Annotated in this window: 22 protein-coding genes; 13 read left to right on the plus strand and 9 right to left on the minus strand. The window is 52.0% G+C overall.

Features of this window, described 5'->3' with window-relative positions:
• Positions 1-11: 11 nt before the first annotated feature.
• Genes A596_RS14400 through A596_RS14435 form a run of 8 tightly spaced genes read left to right on the plus strand, consistent with a single transcriptional unit; the run spans position 12 to position 5,728 of the window.
• Complete coding sequence (locus A596_RS14400) at positions 12-1,397, plus strand: AMP-binding protein (RefSeq protein WP_084128374.1); 1,386 nt, start codon at positions 12-14, stop codon at positions 1,395-1,397.
• Positions 1,384-1,728 carry an ApeI family dehydratase gene (locus tag A596_RS22945; protein ID WP_052417533.1) on the plus strand — a complete coding sequence of 115 codons (345 nt, stop codon included), beginning with the start codon at positions 1,384-1,386 and terminating at the stop codon, positions 1,726-1,728. Before A596_RS14400 ends, A596_RS22945 begins: the two co-directional genes overlap by 14 nt.
• Positions 1,721-2,650 (plus strand): LpxL/LpxP family acyltransferase, encoded by a 930-nt coding sequence (locus A596_RS14410; protein ID WP_039915997.1) that lies wholly within the window; start codon positions 1,721-1,723, stop codon positions 2,648-2,650. The genes A596_RS22945 and A596_RS14410 overlap by 8 nt, the downstream gene beginning before the upstream one ends.
• Positions 2,613-3,797: a beta-ketoacyl-[acyl-carrier-protein] synthase family protein gene (locus A596_RS14415; protein WP_152600190.1), complete on the plus strand. Its 1,185-nt coding sequence runs from the start codon at positions 2,613-2,615 to the stop codon at positions 3,795-3,797. The genes A596_RS14410 and A596_RS14415 overlap by 38 nt, the downstream gene beginning before the upstream one ends.
• Entirely contained in the window at positions 3,797-4,588 is a 792-nt protein-coding gene (locus A596_RS14420; RefSeq protein WP_039915999.1) for a beta-ketoacyl synthase chain length factor, read from the plus strand. Before A596_RS14415 ends, A596_RS14420 begins: the two co-directional genes overlap by 1 nt.
• The gene (locus A596_RS14425; RefSeq protein ID WP_052417534.1) at positions 4,582-5,007 is read left to right on the plus strand and encodes a hotdog family protein; all 426 of its coding nucleotides are present in this window, start codon (positions 4,582-4,584) and stop codon (positions 5,005-5,007) included. Before A596_RS14420 ends, A596_RS14425 begins: the two co-directional genes overlap by 7 nt.
• Positions 5,008-5,058: 51 nt before the next feature.
• Entirely contained in the window at positions 5,059-5,499 is a 441-nt protein-coding gene (locus A596_RS14430) for a heavy metal-binding domain-containing protein (protein WP_039916000.1), read from the plus strand.
• Between the two features lie 49 nt (positions 5,500-5,548).
• Positions 5,549-5,728 (plus strand): Trm112 family protein, encoded by a 180-nt coding sequence (locus A596_RS14435; RefSeq protein ID WP_039916269.1) that lies wholly within the window; start codon positions 5,549-5,551, stop codon positions 5,726-5,728.
• Between the two features lie 42 nt (positions 5,729-5,770).
• On the opposite strand, the gene A596_RS14440 is transcribed toward A596_RS14435, so the two are convergent.
• From A596_RS14440 to A596_RS14460, 5 genes are all read right to left on the minus strand, one after another.
• Positions 5,771-7,792, minus strand: coding sequence for a dynamin family protein (locus A596_RS14440; RefSeq protein ID WP_039916002.1), 2,022 nt, complete (start codon positions 7,790-7,792; stop codon positions 5,771-5,773).
• A 242-nt stretch (positions 7,793-8,034) separates the two neighbouring features.
• A complete protein-coding gene (locus tag A596_RS14445) occupies positions 8,035-9,261 on the minus strand; it encodes a PQQ-binding-like beta-propeller repeat protein (protein WP_039916004.1) in 1,227 nt (408 codons plus the stop codon).
• 289 nt (positions 9,262-9,550) lie between these two features.
• Positions 9,551-10,144 carry a YggT family protein gene (locus tag A596_RS14450; RefSeq protein WP_039916007.1) on the minus strand — a complete coding sequence of 198 codons (594 nt, stop codon included), beginning with the start codon at positions 10,142-10,144 and terminating at the stop codon, positions 9,551-9,553.
• 33 nt (positions 10,145-10,177) lie between these two features.
• Positions 10,178-10,999: a pyrroline-5-carboxylate reductase gene (gene proC / locus A596_RS14455; protein WP_039916010.1), complete on the minus strand. Its 822-nt coding sequence runs from the start codon at positions 10,997-10,999 to the stop codon at positions 10,178-10,180.
• Between the two features lie 57 nt (positions 11,000-11,056).
• Positions 11,057-11,743, minus strand: a complete 687-nt coding sequence (locus tag A596_RS14460; RefSeq protein ID WP_039916271.1) for a YggS family pyridoxal phosphate-dependent enzyme — start codon at positions 11,741-11,743, stop codon at positions 11,057-11,059.
• 64 nt (positions 11,744-11,807) lie between these two features.
• Here A596_RS14460 and A596_RS14465 point away from each other — a divergent pair, with 64 nt between their 5' ends.
• Positions 11,808-12,842 carry a type IV pilus twitching motility protein PilT gene (locus A596_RS14465; protein ID WP_039916011.1) on the plus strand — a complete coding sequence of 345 codons (1,035 nt, stop codon included), beginning with the start codon at positions 11,808-11,810 and terminating at the stop codon, positions 12,840-12,842.
• Positions 12,843-12,948: 106 nt separating this feature from the next.
• On the plus strand, positions 12,949-14,094 hold the full coding sequence (locus A596_RS14470) for a PilT/PilU family type 4a pilus ATPase (protein ID WP_039916013.1): 1,146 nt from the start codon (positions 12,949-12,951) through the stop codon (positions 14,092-14,094).
• A 69-nt stretch (positions 14,095-14,163) separates the two neighbouring features.
• Here the strand turns inward: A596_RS14470 and ruvX are convergent, their stop codons facing one another.
• From ruvX to gshB, 4 genes are read right to left on the minus strand one after another with little or no spacing between them, the layout of a single operon-like run.
• Positions 14,164-14,577 (minus strand): Holliday junction resolvase RuvX, encoded by a 414-nt coding sequence (gene ruvX, locus A596_RS14475; protein ID WP_039916016.1) that lies wholly within the window; start codon positions 14,575-14,577, stop codon positions 14,164-14,166.
• 47 nt (positions 14,578-14,624) lie between these two features.
• On the minus strand, positions 14,625-15,218 hold the full coding sequence (locus A596_RS14480) for a YqgE/AlgH family protein (protein WP_039916019.1): 594 nt from the start codon (positions 15,216-15,218) through the stop codon (positions 14,625-14,627).
• 60 nt (positions 15,219-15,278) lie between these two features.
• On the minus strand, positions 15,279-16,199 hold the full coding sequence (locus A596_RS14485; RefSeq protein WP_052417535.1) for an energy transducer TonB: 921 nt from the start codon (positions 16,197-16,199) through the stop codon (positions 15,279-15,281).
• 18 nt (positions 16,200-16,217) lie between these two features.
• On the minus strand, positions 16,218-17,171 hold the full coding sequence (gene gshB / locus A596_RS14490; protein ID WP_039916022.1) for a glutathione synthase: 954 nt from the start codon (positions 17,169-17,171) through the stop codon (positions 16,218-16,220).
• 353 nt (positions 17,172-17,524) lie between these two features.
• On the opposite strand from gshB, the gene pilG reads away from it, so the two are divergent.
• The 3 genes from pilG (at position 17,525) to A596_RS14505 (ending at position 19,104) form a co-directional block, all read left to right on the plus strand.
• On the plus strand, positions 17,525-17,920 hold the full coding sequence (gene pilG, locus A596_RS14495) for a twitching motility response regulator PilG (protein WP_007639219.1): 396 nt from the start codon (positions 17,525-17,527) through the stop codon (positions 17,918-17,920).
• A gap of 135 nt (positions 17,921-18,055) precedes the next feature.
• A complete protein-coding gene (pilH, locus tag A596_RS14500) occupies positions 18,056-18,418 on the plus strand; it encodes a twitching motility response regulator PilH (protein WP_039916024.1) in 363 nt (120 codons plus the stop codon).
• A 143-nt stretch (positions 18,419-18,561) separates the two neighbouring features.
• Positions 18,562-19,104: a chemotaxis protein CheW gene (locus A596_RS14505; protein WP_039916027.1), complete on the plus strand. Its 543-nt coding sequence runs from the start codon at positions 18,562-18,564 to the stop codon at positions 19,102-19,104.
• The last annotated feature ends 167 nt before the right edge of the window (positions 19,105-19,271 follow it).

Here is a 19,271-nt window from a genome sequence, read left to right on the forward strand (position 1 = left end):
AGTGCGCCGCCATGCAAGCGTCCAGCCCGTTAGTTGCCAGCCTTCCCGCCTTATCGATTAATGCACCGGTTGCCTTGATCTACCCGTTTGTAGCGCAGCAAACCCTGGTTATCCATAAAGGCCGGGCAATCACCCAGGCGGAATTTTTGCGCGACCTTGAATGGATTGCCAGCCGCTTACCGGCGGGCGGTTTCGCGCTCAACCTGTGTGAAGATCGCTACTATTTTTTATTGGGTTTCTGCGCGCTGCTGGTGAAAGGGGCGATCAATTTATTGCCTCCCAACCGCCAGGCGCTGGCGTTAACCGAACTGGCGCAGGATTATCCCGATTGTTATTGCGTGTTCGATAAGGCGCAGGACTGCGATCTCCCCGCGATTAACCTTGTCGATTTGCTAAAGGAAAATCGCGCCCCTGAACCAGGCACCCCCACCCTGCCGATGATTCCCGCGCAGCAGGTTGCCGCTATCGCCTTTACCTCCGGTAGTACCGGCAAACCCAAAGCCAATGCCAAAAGCTGGGGCACACTCGCCGCGACAGCGCGCATGCTCGGCCAGCGCTTGAGCGCCGACCTGGTGATGCCGATCATTGTGGGAACCGTGCCGCCGCAGCATATGTACGGGTTGGAAACGACTTTATTTATGCCGCTGCAAGCCGGCACCATCATGCACAGCGATAAACCGTTTTATCCCGCTGATGTGCAACAACTGCTAACGCAACTGCCGGCACCCATCATCCTGGTAACGACGCCAATTCACTTGCGCGCACTGGTCAATGCCGGCTTACCCATGCCCGCCGTGGCCGGCATTATTTCTGCGACCGCGCCGCTGGATCAGGCCCTGGCGCAATCTGCCGAAGCCTGCTTCAGCACTTCACTGTGGGAAATTTATGGCTGCACCGAAGCGGGCAGCATGGCCACGCGCCGCTCCACCCAAACCGCAGAATGGCAATTGCTACAAGATTTCCAGCTGACCCTGGACGACATAGGGGCTATCGCACGCGCGCCACACTTGCTGGAAGACGCCCCGATCCAGGACCAATTAACCTTACTCGACACCGAACGCTTTTTGTTGCAAGGGCGCAATGCCGACATGATTAATGTGGCCGGCAAACGCGCCTCATTGGCGAACCTGACTTTGCAGTTGCTGCGTGTTGATGGCGTAAAAGACGGGGTGATTTTCTTGCCACCGCAATCCACTCAAGCCGAAGTTCGTCCGGTCGCGATGGTGGTGAGTGATCGCCCGGAAAAAGAAATCCTCGCTGCGTTGGCCTTACGGATAGATGCTACCTTTTTACCGCGCCCGTTGCGCAAAGTCGCCAGCTTGCCGCGCAATGAAACCGGCAAGCTGACTGCCGCCGCCTTGCACCAGCTCTGGAGCCAGATTAATGACCAGCGCTAATACGCCTAATGAATTGCATCTGCAGGTTCCACTCGAACATCGCAGCTTCCCCGATCACTTTCCCGGCGCACCACTAGTGCCAGGCGCGCTGCTATTGAAATGGATTCTGGCGTTGCTCGCTGGCCAGCAACATCGGCACATCCGCTATATCAAGCAGGTTAAATTCCTGGCGCCAGTACAACCGGGGGATCAGGTGCGGCTGTGCCTGATTGCCGGCAAACAGAGCCATCAATTAGGTATTGATGCCTATGTCGATGAAACCCTGGTGCTTAAAGGGCAATTTGAAAGTCATGCGGAAACGACTTCCGTCACTGGAAAATCCCATGACTGAACCCACCGCCGCCAAGCAATGGCAAACGCAGCAGGAGCGCGGCACGCCGTTTTTGATGAACTTGTTGACCTGGGTCGCATTGCATTTGGGGCGACGGGTTATCTTTAGCTGGTTGTGGGTGATCGTATTTTATTATTTTCTGGTAGCGCGCAGCCCGCGTCGTGCCTCGCGCCATTTTTTGCGGCGCGCTCTGGAACGTGCGCCAACAGGATGGGAGATTTATCGCCACCTGCTAACCTTTGCGCAAGTGGCGATGGACCGGATCTATTTTTTGTCCGGACAGGAGCACAAGTTCGATGTGCATATCCACGGCAACGAGATATTCACCCATTATAAAAATCGCGGCTGTTTTTTAGTGACCGCCCATATCGGCAGCTTTGATGCCTTGCGCGTAATGGGGATGGGCAGACGCAGCGATGCACTGCCGATCCGCATCCTGCTCGATGTGGAGCATAACGCCAATATTATGCAATTGATCAACAAGCTGGACCCACAGCTCGCTGCCGGTGTCATAAACGCACGTACACCCGCCCCGGAGCTGGCGTTGATCCTGAGCGAAGCCATTGAGCAGGGCCATTTGGTGGGCGTGATGGCGGATCGTTGCGCCCAGGGCGAACGCAGTGCCAGCCTGGAGTTCCTGGGGAGTCACGCCCAATTCCCTACCGGCGTCTGGCAAATGGCCAGCCTGCTTAAAGCGCCGGTGATTAGCTGTTTTGGGGTTTTTTCGGGTGCGAACCGCTATGACTTGCACTTTGAACTGATCAGCGAACAACTGGGCACCAGCCGCCAGGAGCGCGCACAAGCGATCAGCAATGGCATGGCCAAATACGCCAGCAGCTTGCAAGAACTGGTGCGCAAGCACCCTTACAACTGGTTTAACTTTTATGATTTTTGGCAAGATGATTCCGCTCCACATCACTAATTACACCTACACCACCTGCCTGGGGGCAGGGCGTCAGGCGAATTGGGATGCGCTCCGTGCGGGTGTTTCAGGGCTCAAGCCGTGTGATTTTTTCCAGATTACCGACCTCACCACCTGGATTGGTGAAGTTGCCGGGTTAGACCTCATACTGCCGCAGCATGTGCAGGATTTCGATTGCCGCAATAATCGCCTCGCCTGGCTCGCCTTGCAGCAAGATGATTTTTTCACTGCCGCGACCACCGCCGTCGCCCGCTACGGCGCCCCACGCGTGGGCGTGTTCATCGGCACCAGCACCTCCGGCATCCATCAAACCGAACTCGCATATTTCGAAAACCATGGCTCGCTCCCGGAGTGGTATAACTACCGCACGACCCACAATGTGTCCTCCGTCGCTGCGTTCGTGCAACAAGCACTGGGCACCAGCGGGCCGATGATGGCGATTTCCACCGCTTGCTCCTCCAGCGCCAAGGTATTTGCCGCAGCGCAACGCGCGATTAACGCTGGCTTGTGCGATGCCGCGATTGTCGGCGGTGTCGATAGCTTGTGCCTGACCACACTCTACGGTTTCCATTCCCTGCAACTGGTATCACCAGACAAATGCAAGCCCTTTGATCGCCAGCGCAGCGGTATTTCTATCGGCGAAGCCGGTGGTTTTGCACTGCTGGAAAAAAGCGACAGCGCCGGTTTGTACTTGCTCGGCTATGGCGAAAGTGGCGATGCCTATCACATGTCTTCACCCCATCCTGAAGGCGAAGGCGCGCAGCTCGCGATGGCAGCGGCATTGCACAAAGCGGGATTGGAGGCTGGCGCTATCGACTACATCAACCTGCACGGCACCGGCACCCAGGCCAATGACAATGCCGAAGCCAAAGCCGTACAAAAACTGTTTGGCTCCACCACACCCGCCAGCTCTACCAAAGGCTGGACCGGTCACACCCTGGGTGCCGCTGGCATCGTGGAAGCCTGTATCGGGCTGGATGCGATAACCCACGATTACCTGCCACAAAACCTGCATTTGCAGGAGCCGGACGAGGATATGTCCATCGCCCTGCTGAAAAATCCCCGGGCACAGCCGGTGACGCGAGTGCTTAGCAATTCATTTGGTTTTGGCGGCAGCAATTGCAGCCTGATTTTGGGGAGCCTCTGATGCTGACCTGTTATCTCAATGCTATTGGCCTGGCAGCGCCCGGATTGCCCGACTGGCAGCGCAGCCGCGCCGTCCTGCAAGGTTCTGCGCCTTATGTGCCGGTAGCCCTGGCAAAATACAAACCGGAATTGCTGCCACCCAACGAGCGCCGCCGCGCCACCGAGTTGGTGCGCATGGCGTTCCGGGTCTGTGAAGATTTGATGGCTTCCAGCACGATTCCCATGGCGGACTGCGCCAGTGTATTTGCGTCTTCCGGCGGGGATTACCCGATCATCGACCAGATTTGTCGCTCGCTGTGCGAACCGGAACGGTTGGTATCGCCCACCCAGTTCCACAATTCGGTACACAATTCCGCCGCCGGTTACTGGAGTATCGCAACCGGCAGCCGCCAGCCATCGACCAGCCTCTCCGCCTATGACGACAGTTTTGTCGCCGGTTTGCTGGAAGCTATGTGTTTGTGCGAGCAGGAACAATTACCGACGCTACTCACTGTCTATGACATCCAGCCACCCTACCCACTGGGCGACAAACGCCATATCCCGGTGGAGTTCGGCGTAGCTTTACTGCTCACACCACAACCCGGAGCGCAAAACCTTGCGCGCTTGCAGCTACATCCAAACGCCCACGAAGACGCAAGCGCAGCGCAGCCGGCATTGGAGCAACTGCGCCTTGCCAATCCCGCTGCACGCAGCTTGCCCTTGCTGGAGTTAATCGCCCGGGGCAAGGCTGGCAAGGTGATATTTACCAGCGCCAGCCAGCCACCGGTGCAATTACAGGTAGAACCATGTTGATGGATCGCGCCCGTATTGTCACGCTGATTCCCCATGGCGATTCCATGTGCATGCTCGATGAAATCATCCGCTGGGATGAAACCCGCATCCATGGCCGCAGTCACAACCTCGCCGCCAGCACCAATCCCCTGTTCGAAGATGGCCAGCTTGATAGCGTGTTATTGATTGAATACGGCGCTCAGGCAGCGGCAGTACATGCGGCACTTTTGCACTCCAAACTGGGAGAAAGCCGTCCGGCTTACATAGGGGCCGTTAAGGATGTTGAGTTATTCACAGCGATGGCAGACAATTCCACCGCTTTGGATTTGTACCTGGAATGTTTGCTAAGCAGCAGCCAGGGTGCAATTTATGAACTGGTGGCACAGCAAGCTGACAAATTGCTGTTGCGCGGACGCCTGATTTTAAGCCAGCCCGGCTAACAGGCACGGACACCTGATCTGTTCTGTTTACTTACTACCAAGGAATCCAGTATGAATTTTATTACCCGCAGCATCGCCCTGATCGCCCTTACCAGTTGCGCAACCAGTGCCCTGGCACGCGATGATATTAAAGAGTTTTCCATCGCGGATGCGCTGGCGACAGAACAGGCGAAAAGTATCCTTGGCGATGACATCAAATTTTATTTTGGTGAGCAGGCCCACGGGGCAATTGCTAAAAATATCGTCCAGGTTGGCACCAATAAAAAGACCAATGGCGTGGGTAAAACTGATCGCCAGGCGTGCGAGTGGGCATTCCTGTCGGCGATGAAATCCCTGCGTGAGCGCGCCCAGCGCGAAGGCGCCAATGCCGTGGTAAATATCCGCTCCAACTACCGTAATGTCACCAGCACCAGCACTGAAACCTTCAAGTGCGGCTCCGGTGCAATCATGTCCGGCGTAGCCCTGTTGGGCGATGTTGTTGTCATCAAATAATTACCCTCGGGCCCAAGCGGGCCCGGCATTTCCTGTAGTTGAGGTTTCCATGCTCAATCAAAAACTGCTCGCGATCCTTGTCTGTCCGGTCAGCAAAGCACCGCTTGAATATCGCCCGGAACAACAGGAATTGGTGTGCAAAGCCAGCGGCCTTGCCTATCCGGTTCGCGATGGTATTCCGGTGATGCTGGAGTATGAAGCGCGCGCCCTGTCTGCCGACGAGCGCTAATCGCGTCGAAGGAAAAACTTACCGCTCAACGATGATGCGCGGCTAATTGCCGCGCGATGATTGCCTGCCCTGCCGGATCGATACAACCTGTGCACTTGCCGGAGCTGTTCCGGCCAACTCCCCTGCCATTGCTTCCTGCTCCAGCGGCGAACTTAAGATTTCGCGATAGAGCGGTTCAATATTGCCCAATGCGGTTTGCAATTGATAAAGGTTGGTTTGCAGCATTTCCAATTGCTCGGCGTGACTGTTGCGCTGGGTTTGCAACTGCGTCAGGCGCAGCATGTGGTGTTCAAGCAATTGTTTCTGGTACTGGTTCTGGTGGAACAACGGCGCCAGCGCCTCCTGCATCCACTGGTTAATGTGCTGGTTTATCTCCAGGTACACATTGCGCACTTCCTGCACCAGCGTGTTAATAAACCGGCTAATCAGTGCACCTTTGTGCGTGAGCACCGCGCTCAGGGACTTACGGAAATCATCAGCACGGCGGTGCAGTTGACGCAATTGGCGCCGTTGCTTCTGGATCTTCAACAGATGGCGCATCATCAGGTGATCGTCACTCAACGCTTGCTCGGGCCGCTCATAAATGGATGCCATAACGCGATTGCAGCGTTCGATCTCGCGTTCAAGGTGGGTAATGCTGCTATCCACATCATCAAAGAATTTCCCGATCGCGCGCGCCAAACCCACCGTCGTCCAGCTCTGCGCCAGGCTGCGGTGCGCCTCGGCAATTTGCTGTTCCAACTGCGCCATACTCACCGGCGCGAGAAGCGGTAATTTTTGCGATTCCAGCAGCCGCTGGCTGGTACGTAGCGATAATGCTTGCTTGTGATATTCGTGATGGGCGCGGCGGATGGTATCGCGCAGTTCCTGCAGTTTTGCCGCAGCACCTTCCGGCGCGGTCGCACGCAATTCGCCGAGTTCATGTTCCGCTTCAGCGATACGCCGGATCAAACTATTGCGCGCCGTTAAAATCATTTCGTAACTATCGCCAATCAACCGATGACCAACAATTTGCTGTTGGTTGCGCACCACAATTTCCGCCAGCATACGCTCCAGTTGCGGAAAATTACTGCGCGCGAGTTGTGCCTGGTTGCGCCCGACTTTGCCCAACAACCCCTGCTTGGCCGACAGCGCCACCACGTGCGCAGGTGATAAATCCAGCTGCCGCGATGTGAGCTGGCGCAGACCGTTGATGTTGGCTTCAATTTCCTGGGCAGGGGTCAAATCGTCCCAGAGGCTGTCGATCTTATTCAATAAGGCGATAACCGCCGTACAATTTTCCTCGCGCAAGGTCTGGATATGTTCGCGCCAGATATCCATGTCACTCGCCGTCACCCCCGCATCGGCCGAGAGCAAAAATAAAATCGCCTGGGCATCCGGCAAGGTTTTCAGGGTGAGTTCAGGTTCGTTACCCAAGGCGTTCAGGCCGGGGGTATCCACGATACGCAGCCCTTGTCTTAATAACGGATGATCCAGGCTGATGAGCGCATGGCGCCAGGCGGGAACGGACACCAAGCCCAGTTCGTCGCGCTCACCTAATTCAGTTTCAGAAAAACCCAATTTAAGCGCATCGGCAATACTGACTTTTTTACTGGCAGATACCTGGTTGATCGCGGCGCGGGTTTGCTCGTGATCGGTTGCATCAAAATGGATAGTCACCCAGTTTTGCGGGATACGTTTAAAACTTTGCAAGCTGGTATTGGTACGGCGGGTTTCGATGGGCAGCAAACGCACACAATTCGCAGGCTGGTTTACATCCCAGAAAATTTCCGTGGGGCACATGGTCGTGCGGCCCGGTTGTGATGGCAGCAAACGGCGACCGCCGCCGGTATACAACAACGCATTGATCAGTTCGGTTTTACCGCGTGAAAACTCTCCCACACAGGCGATGGTAAAACTTTCGCCACGCAATAACTGGCGCGCGCGCTGTAAGGTTTTGCCCATGGGCACCGCAAATACACCGTGGTGATCGAGCCAATGCTCAAAACGCTGAAGCCGCTCATCCAGCTGGCGTTTCCAACGGTTGTAATGGGTCATCTGGCGATGCAAGGATCTCACGTCCATAGTGGTTCACTCATTATTTTGTTGTGTAATAGCTGACCGAAATAACCAGTAGTGAGGAAATTCTATTTTTAGTTTTTTTGCATTAAAGCTGAAAAACATGCCATTGACCAGATCTTGAGCAGCGAGCGGTTACTTCAAGCGGTTAAAAGGTGGGTAATTGCTACTTTATGCAACATTTAACGCCATAGGGCGTGAACGTGGCGGGACTGGACATCCCGCCGGAAGGAAACCTACCTACACGATTAGAAAGCGGGAAAAGCGTAAAAATAGCCGTCATCACTGCCGATATAAACACTTTCGCCGTCCACTACAGGGCTGGCAAAAAAGTTTTTCCCACTCAGGGTCCATAACACCTTGCCCGCCTTGGTAACGGCGCTAACCCTGCCACTACCCGGTGTTGCATAAGAGTCACCGGCGCTAATGTAGGAAACATCGCCATGGAATACCGGTTTGGCAAATACGTTTCCGCCGGTACCGATTTCCCACGCCAGTGCTCCGGAAACAAGATTGATCGCCTGGTATTTCTTATCGTCCGAGCTGCCAATATAAGCAATCCCATCAAGGATCACCGGATCGCCTGTTACCCAATCCGGCCCGTGCGCAATATTCCAGCGATCTGCGCCAGTGCTTGCATCCAGCCCGAACACACGTGCATCACGCGAACCAACTACCAGCGTGTTATCCGCGACCGCCGGTGATGTAGGGTTATTAAATTGGCGACTCCAAAGTTGTTTTCCGGCTGCGATATCAAGCGCGTGAACAGCAGAATCAGAACTGACAAACAATGTGCCGTTTACTAATGCCGGACGAGTATGCACTGCACTCTTGATATCAATGCTCCAGACCTCCGCGCCGGTAGCATGTGCCAGGCCATACACCTTGCCGGAACTGGTACCGATATAAATCCGATCATCCACCGCTATCGCCGACGCCAGGTGATGCCCCCATGGACGCAGATACTCGCTACCCACTGTTTTACTCCATACCTGTGTTCCTGACCGGGCATCCAGCGCCATGATTTTGCCGCTGTAATTCAGGAAAATGACTTTACCATCTATCAGTAACAAATGGCTGCTGATAGCACCGCCGGTATCCACACGCCACTGTTCACTGCCATTATCCCGACTCAATGCGTACAGTGTCCCACTGTCAGTACCAAAAATAACTGCATCGCTACTAATGACTGCCGTAGAACGCACTTTCGCTTTGGTATCAAACGACCAACGCGCATGAGTCAGGTTGCGATTAGCGGGCAAACCGACACTGGATGATGATGACGATAATAACGAAGAAGAGGATGGCAACGATGTTGATGTCGCTGTACTCGAAGAGACAACCACCGTTGAACTTGCAAGCGTACCAGACGACGCAGCAGATGAAGCTGGTGCAGAACCCCCCCCACCACTACCGCCACATGCGGTTAGAAATCCAAACATACCCAGGCAAATTAAATTTTTATAAAACCCCATCGTGCTTCTCCAGCAAATTTATCGTTAATGTAAAACCATCGGCCAATGTTGGCTTATGGCGACGATAAGATTGCAGGGGCGAAAAAAGCCTGAAGAAAAACTAAAGAATGCTTAAGGATGTTTGAAAAAGGCACCTACCAAAAATCGTACCTGCCTATTTTGATAGCGGATTAATAAAACCAGGTTTTAATGCTCGCCATACATGTCGTAATTTCGGTGCTGGCGATTTGATTTTCACTGGCAGGGAGAATTAACTTCCCTGCCGGCAAATATGGATTGGAAAACCGGATTACCAGTAACCCAGGGTCACGGAAGGATTCACATTGAGGAACATCGCAAAACGCAGGATTAACATATCCACTACTTTTAAACCGAGCAAAATAATAATCGGGGATATATCAATTACTCCACCTAAAGGTGGCAATACTTTGCGAATCGGTGCGGCAAGTGGATTAATAATCTGGTTTGCCAACACCAACAATGGGTGATGACTAAACGGCGCAATAAAGCTACCGATAATACTGATGATCATGCACCAGAAAAAAATGCTGGAGATAATCGTCAGCGTTCCAACAAAACCCCAGGCAATTAAAATTAACGGATTGGCTAATAATTCTGTCATGCCAACCACCACAGCCAAAATCATACTGGCAACCAACTGCACCAACACAATCAGTACCACGGATGCCATATCAATCCCTAATACACCGGGAATTATTTTGCGCAGTGGTTTTAACAAAGGCATGGTGACTTTAACAATCGCCTGTGAAACAGGGTTATAAAAATCTGCACGCACTACTTGTAGCAGAAACCGCAAAATAACAATCACCAGAAACAGCGACATCAAGCTATATACAATCAAATGTAAAATATTGGAAATCATGAAATTCTCCGGTGACCCATAATATTGTAAAAATTATTTGCCCAATAATTCCGATAATTCAACAGCGCGATTGGAGCACGCCGTCATTGCGTTTAATACGGTTAGGCGCAATTGTTCCTGCTCAAATGTATTAATTGCCTGTTCCGTTGTGCCTTTGGGTGAAGTCACGCGGCGACGCAATTCCGCCACAGCGCACTCACTGCTCTTGGCGAGCATAGCTGCACCCAGCGCAGTTTGCAGGGTTAATTCCGCTGCGCACTCGCGACTCAAGCCAAGTTTTTCACCGGCATCAATCATGGCTTCCATCAGCAAAAAGAAATATGCCGGCCCCGAACCCGACACTGCCGTCACTGCATTTAATAGATGCTCCTGGTCCAGCCACTGCACAATTCCCACTGCCCCCAGGATCGCATTCGCCGTGGATTTTTGTACATCACTCACGCGTGCATTGGCAAATAATCCGCTCGCACCCGCGCGCAATTGCGACGGCGTATTTGGCATACAACGCACAATTGCCTGATCATCACCCAACCAATTCGCCAGGCTTTCTGTGGTGATGCCAGCGGCAACCGAAATAATCAACGGTTTGTGCGCAAGTGCAGCGCGCAACGCCAGGCTCACGTCTTTTAATAATTGCGGTTTTACCGACAACACAATGACATCCGCTTTTTTCGCGGCGGCGTTATTGTCCGTGGTAATTGCTATCGCAAATTCCTGTTTCACTTTTTCCAGGGTTTCTGCGCGCGGGCCCGCCGCAACAATATCGCTAGCGCTGTAACCTTCCGCCAACAAACCACCGATAATCGCCCTGGCCATATTGCCAGCGCCGATAAATGCAATTTTGGATGTACTCACAATAAATCCTTAATGATTAAACGATCATTTCAAACGCAGAATTTCAACGTCAGGCGTTCAAGCGCGCGTTCCAAAAATATCCGTGCCGACACGCACAAAAGTCGCGCCTTCAGCGATGGCGGATTCCAGGTCGCCCGACATTCCCATCGATAAAGTATCCATTTTGAAACCTTGCAGATTTAACACTTGCAATGCCGAACGCAATTTGGCGAAAGCTTTGCGTTGTTGTGCCGGATCACCGGTCGCTGCGGGAATTGCCATCAAGCCACGCAACGCCAGCCGGGTCAGCGGTGCGAACGCTGTAATCAATGCCGGCAATTCTGCCAGACTCACGCCGGACTTGGTGGTTTCATCATCAATATTTACCTGCACACAAATATTGAGCGGGGGAAGATGCGCCGGGCGCTGGTCATTTAAACGCTGGGCAATTTTCAACCGATCCACCGAATGCACCCAGCTAAAATGTTCGGCAATAGCACGGGTTTTGTTGGACTGGATGGGGCCAATAAAATGCCATTCAAGTTCGGGCAGGTGTTGCAGGGCGATTTGCTTTTCCAGCGCCTCTTGCAGGTAGTTTTCGCCGAAGCGGCGCTGGCCGCTGGCATAGGCGGCGGCAATGGCTGCCGCAGGCTGGGTTTTGCTAACCGCGATTAACTGCACAGTTTGCGGATCTCGTCCGGCAGCGGTGGCAGCTTGATGAATTCGTGCGGTGACTTTCGCGAGCTTGTCGTCTATCTTGTGCATATCCAGTTTGTATTGACTCATCACATAAATCGGCCTGGCCGATGTATAACAAAAGGTTGCCCTGATGGATATCACCGAACTCCTGGCATTTAGCGCCAAACAAGGCGCATCTGACTTGCACCTCTCGGCAGGTTTGCCGCCGATGATCCGCGTGGATGGCGATGTGCGTCGTATTAACCTGCCGCCCATGGAGCACAAGCAGGTTCACGGCTTGATCTACGACATTATGAATGACAAGCAGCGCAAGGACTACGAAGAATTCCTGGAAACCGACTTTTCGTTTGAAGTTCCGGGCGTCGCCCGCTTCCGCGTAAACGCCTTTAACCAAAACCGCGGCGCCGGCGCGGTATTCCGGACCATTCCTTCCAAGGTTCTGACCATGGAAGAATTGGGGATGGGCAACGTATTCCGCGATATCTGCGCGGTACCGCGCGGCTTGGTGCTGGTAACCGGTCCGACCGGTTCGGGTAAATCCACCACCCTCGCAGCCATGATCGACTACATCAACGACAATAAATACGAACACGTATTAACCATCGAAGACCCGATTGAATTCGTACACGAATCCAAAAAGTGCCTGGTCAACCAGCGTGAAGTACACCGCGACACCCACGGTTTTAACGAAGCCCTTCGCTCTGCACTCCGTGAAGACCCGGACATTATCCTGGTAGGTGAGATGCGCGACCTGGAAACCATTCGCCTCGCCTTGACCGCCGCCGAAACCGGCCACCTGGTATTTGGTACGCTGCACACCACTTCCGCCGCAAAAACCATTGACCGTATCGTGGACGTGTTCCCGGCCAATGAAAAATCCATGGTGCGTTCAATGCTGTCAGAATCACTGCAAGCAGTAATCTCGCAAACCTTGATGAAGAAAAACGGCGGTGGCCGCGTCGCTGCACACGAAATCATGCGCGGGACTTCAGCGATTCGTAACCTGATCCGCGAAGATAAAGTTGCGCAAATGTATTCCGCAATCCAAACCGGTGCCTCGTTGGGTATGCAGACTATGGACCAGTGCCTGGCAGATTTGGTATCGCGCCGGATTGTCAGCCGCGAGGCAGCCAAAGCCAAAGCCAAATTCCCGGAAAACTTCTAACAGAAAATCTTTTGGATTTAACGGGAAATAGTTTATTCATTACGTTTTCCAGTTTTTATTTTCATCTCAGTCACACGTATTTCAATAATTTTTCAGGTGGTTTGTTATGGATTTTGATCGTTTATTAACGTTGATGGTTGAAAAAGGCGCGTCGGATTTATTTATCACCGCCGGCGTACCGCCTTCGATCAAAGTCCACGGCAAAATTGTACCCGTGACCGCTACACCGCTCGCCCCGGAGAAAGCGCGTGAACTGGTGCTGAGCGTGATGAATGAAAAACAGCGCATTGAATTTTTGGAAAATAAAGAACTTAACTTTGCGGTAAGCGCACGCGGTATCGGGCGCTTTCGCGCCAGCGCTTTTTATCAACGCAACCTTGCTGGCATGGTGCTGCGCCGTATCGAAACCAAAATTCCGCAAATTGATGAATTGGGTTTACCGGAAATTGTAAAAGAATTGGCGATGACCAAACGCGGCCTGATTATTTTTGTGGGCGCCACCGGCACAGGTAAATCCACGTCGCTCGCCTCAATGATTGGCCACCGCAACCAAAACAGTAAAGGCCATATTATTTCTATCGAAGATCCGATTGAATTTATCCACCAGCATCAAGGTTGCATTATCACCCAGCGCGAAGTGGGAATTGACACCGATTCGTTTGAAGTTGCGTTGAAAAATACCTTGCGCCAGGCACCTGATGTAATCCTGATTGGCGAGGTGCGTTCACGCGAAACCATGGATCATGCGATTGCCTTCGCCGAAACCGGCCATTTGTGTTTGTGTACACTCCACGCCAACAACGCCAACCAGGCGCTGGACCGTATCATTCACTTTTTCCCGGCCGATCGCCATCGCCAATTGTGGATGGATTTGTCGTTAAACCTGAAGGCAATCGTCGCACAGCAATTAATTCCCACTCCCGATGGTAATGGCCGCCGTGCGTGTCTGGAAATTATGATTAATACACCACTCGCACAAGATCTGATTCGCAAAGGCGAAGTGTCGGATTTGAAAGAGTTGATGAAACGATCAACCGAATTGGGCATGCAGACATTCGACCAGGCATTGTATGCACTGTACGACAACGGTGAGATTACCTATGAAGATGCATTACTGCATGCGGACTCGCCCAACGATTTGCGCCTGATGATCAAACTCGGCTCCGAAACCGATGCAAATTATTTATCACATGCAGCGGATAGTTTGTCGATCCAAAGTGATGAGCATAATAATCGGGGAAAAATGTTTTAATTTCTGTTTGAAAAAAGCCTGAATAAAAATGCCAGACAATGTCTGGCATTTTTATTTGCACCCTATTTTTTAGTTACGCTCAAACCAGCTTTCAAGGATTAAACGCGCAGCTATCGAATCAACCGGGTTGTTTTTGTAATCGCGCGAGCCGCCGCGTTTCATTATTTCCCCCTTGGCTTCAAAGCTGGTAAGGCGTTCATCTACCAATTCTATTTTTACTCCGAAACGCCCGTGTAACCGGTTGGCAAATTTTCGTGCACGTGCACTTAATTCGCTTTCAGTATCATCCATATTCAGCGGCAAGCCGACCAATACCAAATCCGGCTTCCATTCCGTTAATATTTTTTCGATGTGGGTCCAATCGGGAACACCATCTTTTGCTTTTAACGGCGCAAGCGAATTCGCAGAACAGGTGATAGTTTGACCGGAAGCAACACCAATATTCCTGGTGCCGTAATCGAAGGCGAGCAGAGTTTTAATCATGGGAATTACTAGCGCAGAAAATCAGCCGGACCAACAGGATGCGTTAGCTAGGCGTGGCCGGCAGTTAATGGAATCAGATTGACATCAATGCCCAACGCCTGGGCTGCGGCAGTCCATCGTTGTTCAAAAGGTGTGTTAAAAATAATTTCTTTATCGGCAGGGACTGTCAACCAGGAGTTCGCGGCAATTTCCGCTTCCAGTTGGCCCTCGCCCCAACCGGCATAACCCAATGTAATCAAGCACTGTTTTGGCCCCTTACCTTCTGCAAGGGCCGCAATAATATCGCGCGAAGCAGTGAGGCTGATATCGGGGGAAACCTCAAGCGTGGACTGCCATTTGGTTTCGTTGGAGTGCAGCACGAAACCGCGCTCAGGTTGGACAGGGCCACCACTCATGACAATTTGCTCACCTTGATCCGCTACGTCATTCAAATCCATTTGCGCGAAGATCTCTTTAAGTAGCATCGGCGTCGCCGTATTAATCACTACACCCATAGCACCTTTATCGCTGTGTTCGCAGATATAGGTCACCGTGTGCGCAAAAGACGAATCGTTTAAACCCGGCATCGCAATCAAAAAGTGATTGCGCAAGCTGCCCGGCGTGAGTTCATCGTAATCAGTAAAAGTATTTTTTTGCATCATGGATTCAGTATGAGGCCAATCCCCGCTAAAACAAGCCGGGCAGGTAAATTTATTCCAACGCTAATTTGCCGAAGTGGTAATCGATGTGTTCGCGCCGGTGATTTCAAAGCGCCAGGTACGAATAATCTGCAAGCGGTCAGCTTGTTTACGAATTTCAGGGGGAAAACTGGAAAAAGGGGCCGATAAACGCACTATCTGGCGTGCGGCATCGTCCAATAACCGTTGGCCGGAAGACTGCAATACTTTGATTTCATAGATGGTGCCATCCGGGTTAATCATGACCGAGAGCCGCAGATTACCGGTGATATGGCGATTCAGCGCTTCAGGGGGATAATTCTTATTCCCTACATTTTCGATCTTCACACTCCAGTCATTCAGGTATTTGGCATCAAACGAGGCCTTGGTGGATACCGATGTAAGGGTGCGCACACGCGGACGCTTGGCATATTCCTGGCGCTGTTTATCGAGCTTGGCCTGAAGGCTGGCGATTTCACTCGATACCATTAGCTGATCTTTTTCATTGCCGTCCATTTGCTCCCGCTGTTCCTGCTCATTGGGATTTAGCTTGAACTGGGTTTTGCGTTCCGATGCTGCGCGGGTACTCAATAATTGCTGATCGCGGACTTTTGGGGTCGATGCAGCTTGCTGTTGCAATGGGCTAACTTCGCGCACCTGGGTATCGGCAAATTGTGCCTGGCGCTCAGTCGTTATTTGCTTGGCCTCATCCAGGGTGCCGCTGCCTTCCTGGTTATGCTGAGCCAAAAAATCAGCCTCTTTGGGTTCGCGCAGGGATTTATGGGTAGCCAGTGTGATTTCGATGGTTTGCGAAGTATTTTTATGTTCGGGCATTTTGAACCCGATACCCAACAACACAAAAGCATGCAGGACAATCGCCACAAAAAAGGTGAAGCTCAGGCGATCACCGGTGTCTACCGGCGGGATGTCGAATGCTGGTTCTTCCAGGGCAACCGCCTGATTCATCTGCAATAACCCACTTGATTAACGGGACGCCAATTTACGCTCAATGGCGTCAATTAGCCGTGACCCAATTCCGGTGTTGTAGGCTTTATCGATTTCGCGCGCGCAGGTTGGACTGGTGACATTAATTTCGGTCAGGTATTCACCGATCACATCCAGCCCGACGAACATCAAACCTTTGGCCTTCAAGGTCGGCGCAACTTGTTCCACAATCCAGTAATCCTTATCCGTCAACGGCTGCGCTACTCCGGTACCGCCCGCCGCCAGGTTGCCACGTGTCTCTCCCTTCGCCGGAATCCGCGCCAGGCAATAAGGCACCGCTTCCCCATCTACCACCAGAATGCGCTTGTCACCCTCGCTGATGGCAGGGATATAGCGCTGCGCCATAATCAGCTGCTGGCCAAATTCAGTGAGGGTTTCCAGGATGACCCCGACGTTGGGGTCGTCGTGGCGGCAGCGAAAAATACGGCTGCCACCCATACCATCAAGCGGCTTAAAAATCACATCGCCATGCTGGTGATGGAACTCGCGCAGGCGCAGCATATCGCGGCTCACCAATACTGGCGGACAGCATTGGGGAAATTGGGTGGCAAATATCTTCTCGTTGCAATCGCGCAGGCTGCGGGGATCGTTAACTACCAACGCCCCCTGTTGCTGGGCCGCTTCCAATATATAAGTGCTATAGATGTACTCGTTATCGAACGGCGGGTCCTTACGCATCAGGATCACGTCGAGCTCACCGAGCTTTTTATCTTCATGCAAACCTAACTCGAACCAGCTGTCGCCATTGTCGGCCACGAATAAATTGCGAGTATTGGCGCGAGCTTCACCTTGCAACAGATATAAATCCTTTTGTTCCATGTAATGCAAATCCCAGCCGCGTTCCTGCGCTGCCAATAGCAAGGCTAACGTGGTGTCTTTGTAGAATTTGATATCTGCGATGGGGTCCATCACCACGCCGAGAGAGATAGCCATAGAATTTACTCTAATAAGTAATACAATTTATGTATTATTAAGTCGCTTAAAAAATTGCCGGACCGGCAAGGGCGGGCTAAAGTTAAGTCCTCAGGACAATTAAAGCAAGGTTATTGAGCTGCAATATTTGCGCACTAAAAGCTATAAAAACGGAATAGATTACTCATATATTCAAACAGTTATGGCATAACCCTAAAAACTGTGTTAAAAGTTTGCTTTTCAAAGATGGCGTTATTTTGACACTACTTTGGATGAAGGATTTAGTCGCGCGTCCCTGGCTCCAAATTAACAATATCAACCGATCAACGCGTATTTCTGGCAACTACGGCAATAACAAAAGGCAAGGTCAGAGTATGGAAGTAACTTACGAAAGCCTCAAAGTGATGGTTATAGACGACAGCAAAACCATCCGTCGCACGGCTGAAACACTGCTCAAAAAAGCGGGTTGCATGGTGATTACCGCCACCGATGGCTTTGATGCCCTGGCAAAAATCGCCGATACCCGCCCCGATATTATTTTTGTAGACATAATGATGCCGCGCCTCGACGGCTATCAAACCTGTGCCCTGATCAAAAATAATAGCGAATTCAAGACCACCCCGGTCATCATGTTATCCAGTAAAGACGGCCTGTTCGATAAAGCCAAAGGGCGTATTGTCGGCTCCGATCAATACCTCACCAAACCTTTCAGCAAAAGCGAGCTGCTCGGCGCGATTGAAGCGCACGTCAAGCATTTGAAAGCTTCTTGACCCTGACGGGCGTTATTGGTTTTTAGTGCTTTAGGTAGCAGGTGGGACCTGCTGATCGCCTGGATCAACTTCCAAAGGACTGTTTAATATTCGCCGCACTCCTCGCGGAACATTTATTCGTTTTTTGGAGCAATTATGGCCCGAGTATTGATTATTGATGACTCACCTACGGAAACCTACAAACTCACCAGCATGCTCGAGAAAAACGGCCATGTGGTGATCACTGCCGATAATGGTGAGGCTGGTATTGCGCTGGCTCAAAAAGAGCTGCCCGATGTTGTTTTAATGGATGTGGTAATGCCCGGTTTGAATGGTTTCCAGGCGACGCGCCAGTTGACCAAAGCACCGGAAACAGCCCACATTCCCGTGATCATTGTGACTACCAAGGATCAACAAACTGACCGTGTTTGGGGCATGCGTCAGGGCGCCAAGGCTTATCTGTCCAAGCCCATTACCCAGGAAGTGCTGATGGCAGCGATGGCGGAAGTATTGCGCTAGACCGGACTCAACCCGTAAACGTACTACCAGGGATATCGACGAAAGCGCTCAGAAGCTAATCGGGCAAAAATAACAAGCATCAATACCGACCATCTGGTTAATTCCAGCCACAAAGTTGATGCAATAAAGTTACGGACAGAGCTATGTCAGAACCACAGGCTGCTTTTCAGGCCTTACTCACATTGGCGCAACGCAGTCGCGCGGCCGCAAAGGGTTTGCCTGCCCAGGCAGACATTCGGCCCCATTGGAGCGGTATCGGTTTTTCGTTAATGGGCAGTTATTTTGTAGCGCCCATCGGTGAAGTTTCGGAGATGCTCGAAGTTCCCAACCACACCCATTTGCCCGGCGTCCAACCCTGGGTAAAAGGCGTAGCCAATGTGCGCGGGCGATTACTGCCCCTGTTTGATCTCGCCATGTTTTTTGGTGATCGCCTGACTGGCACGCGCAAACATCGCCGCGTACTAATTCTTGAAACCGAAACCCTGTATTCCGGCCTCATCGTGGATCAGGTCTTTGGTATGCAACATTTTCCCATGGATGAATACAGCGATCAGGCAGGAACCATCGCAACCAGTATTTTGCCCTTCGTTACCGGCAGTTATCCCCAGGGTGGAGAGCGTTGGTCGCTGTTTCGACCGGCATTGCTGGCCGAAGACCCGCGCTTTACCAATGCGGCAAAATCCTAGGAAGCGATAACACTGGATAGAAAAAACGCTGTACGTAAATACCGTAAGTCAAACAGAGTGAGAAACCAATCAACGCTTTTTGGATGAGCTAGCCGTAATAACAGCCGCAACCAACAAAAAGTGCAGTGGGACAGAAAAAATAAAACCGAACGCTGGTGTAGGAGTGC

Origin of the sequence: Cellvibrio mixtus subsp. mixtus J3-8 (assembly GCF_000766945.1) — a bacterium.
In the GTDB taxonomy this organism is placed as follows: Bacteria; Pseudomonadota; Gammaproteobacteria; order Pseudomonadales; family Cellvibrionaceae; genus Cellvibrio; species Cellvibrio mixtus_A.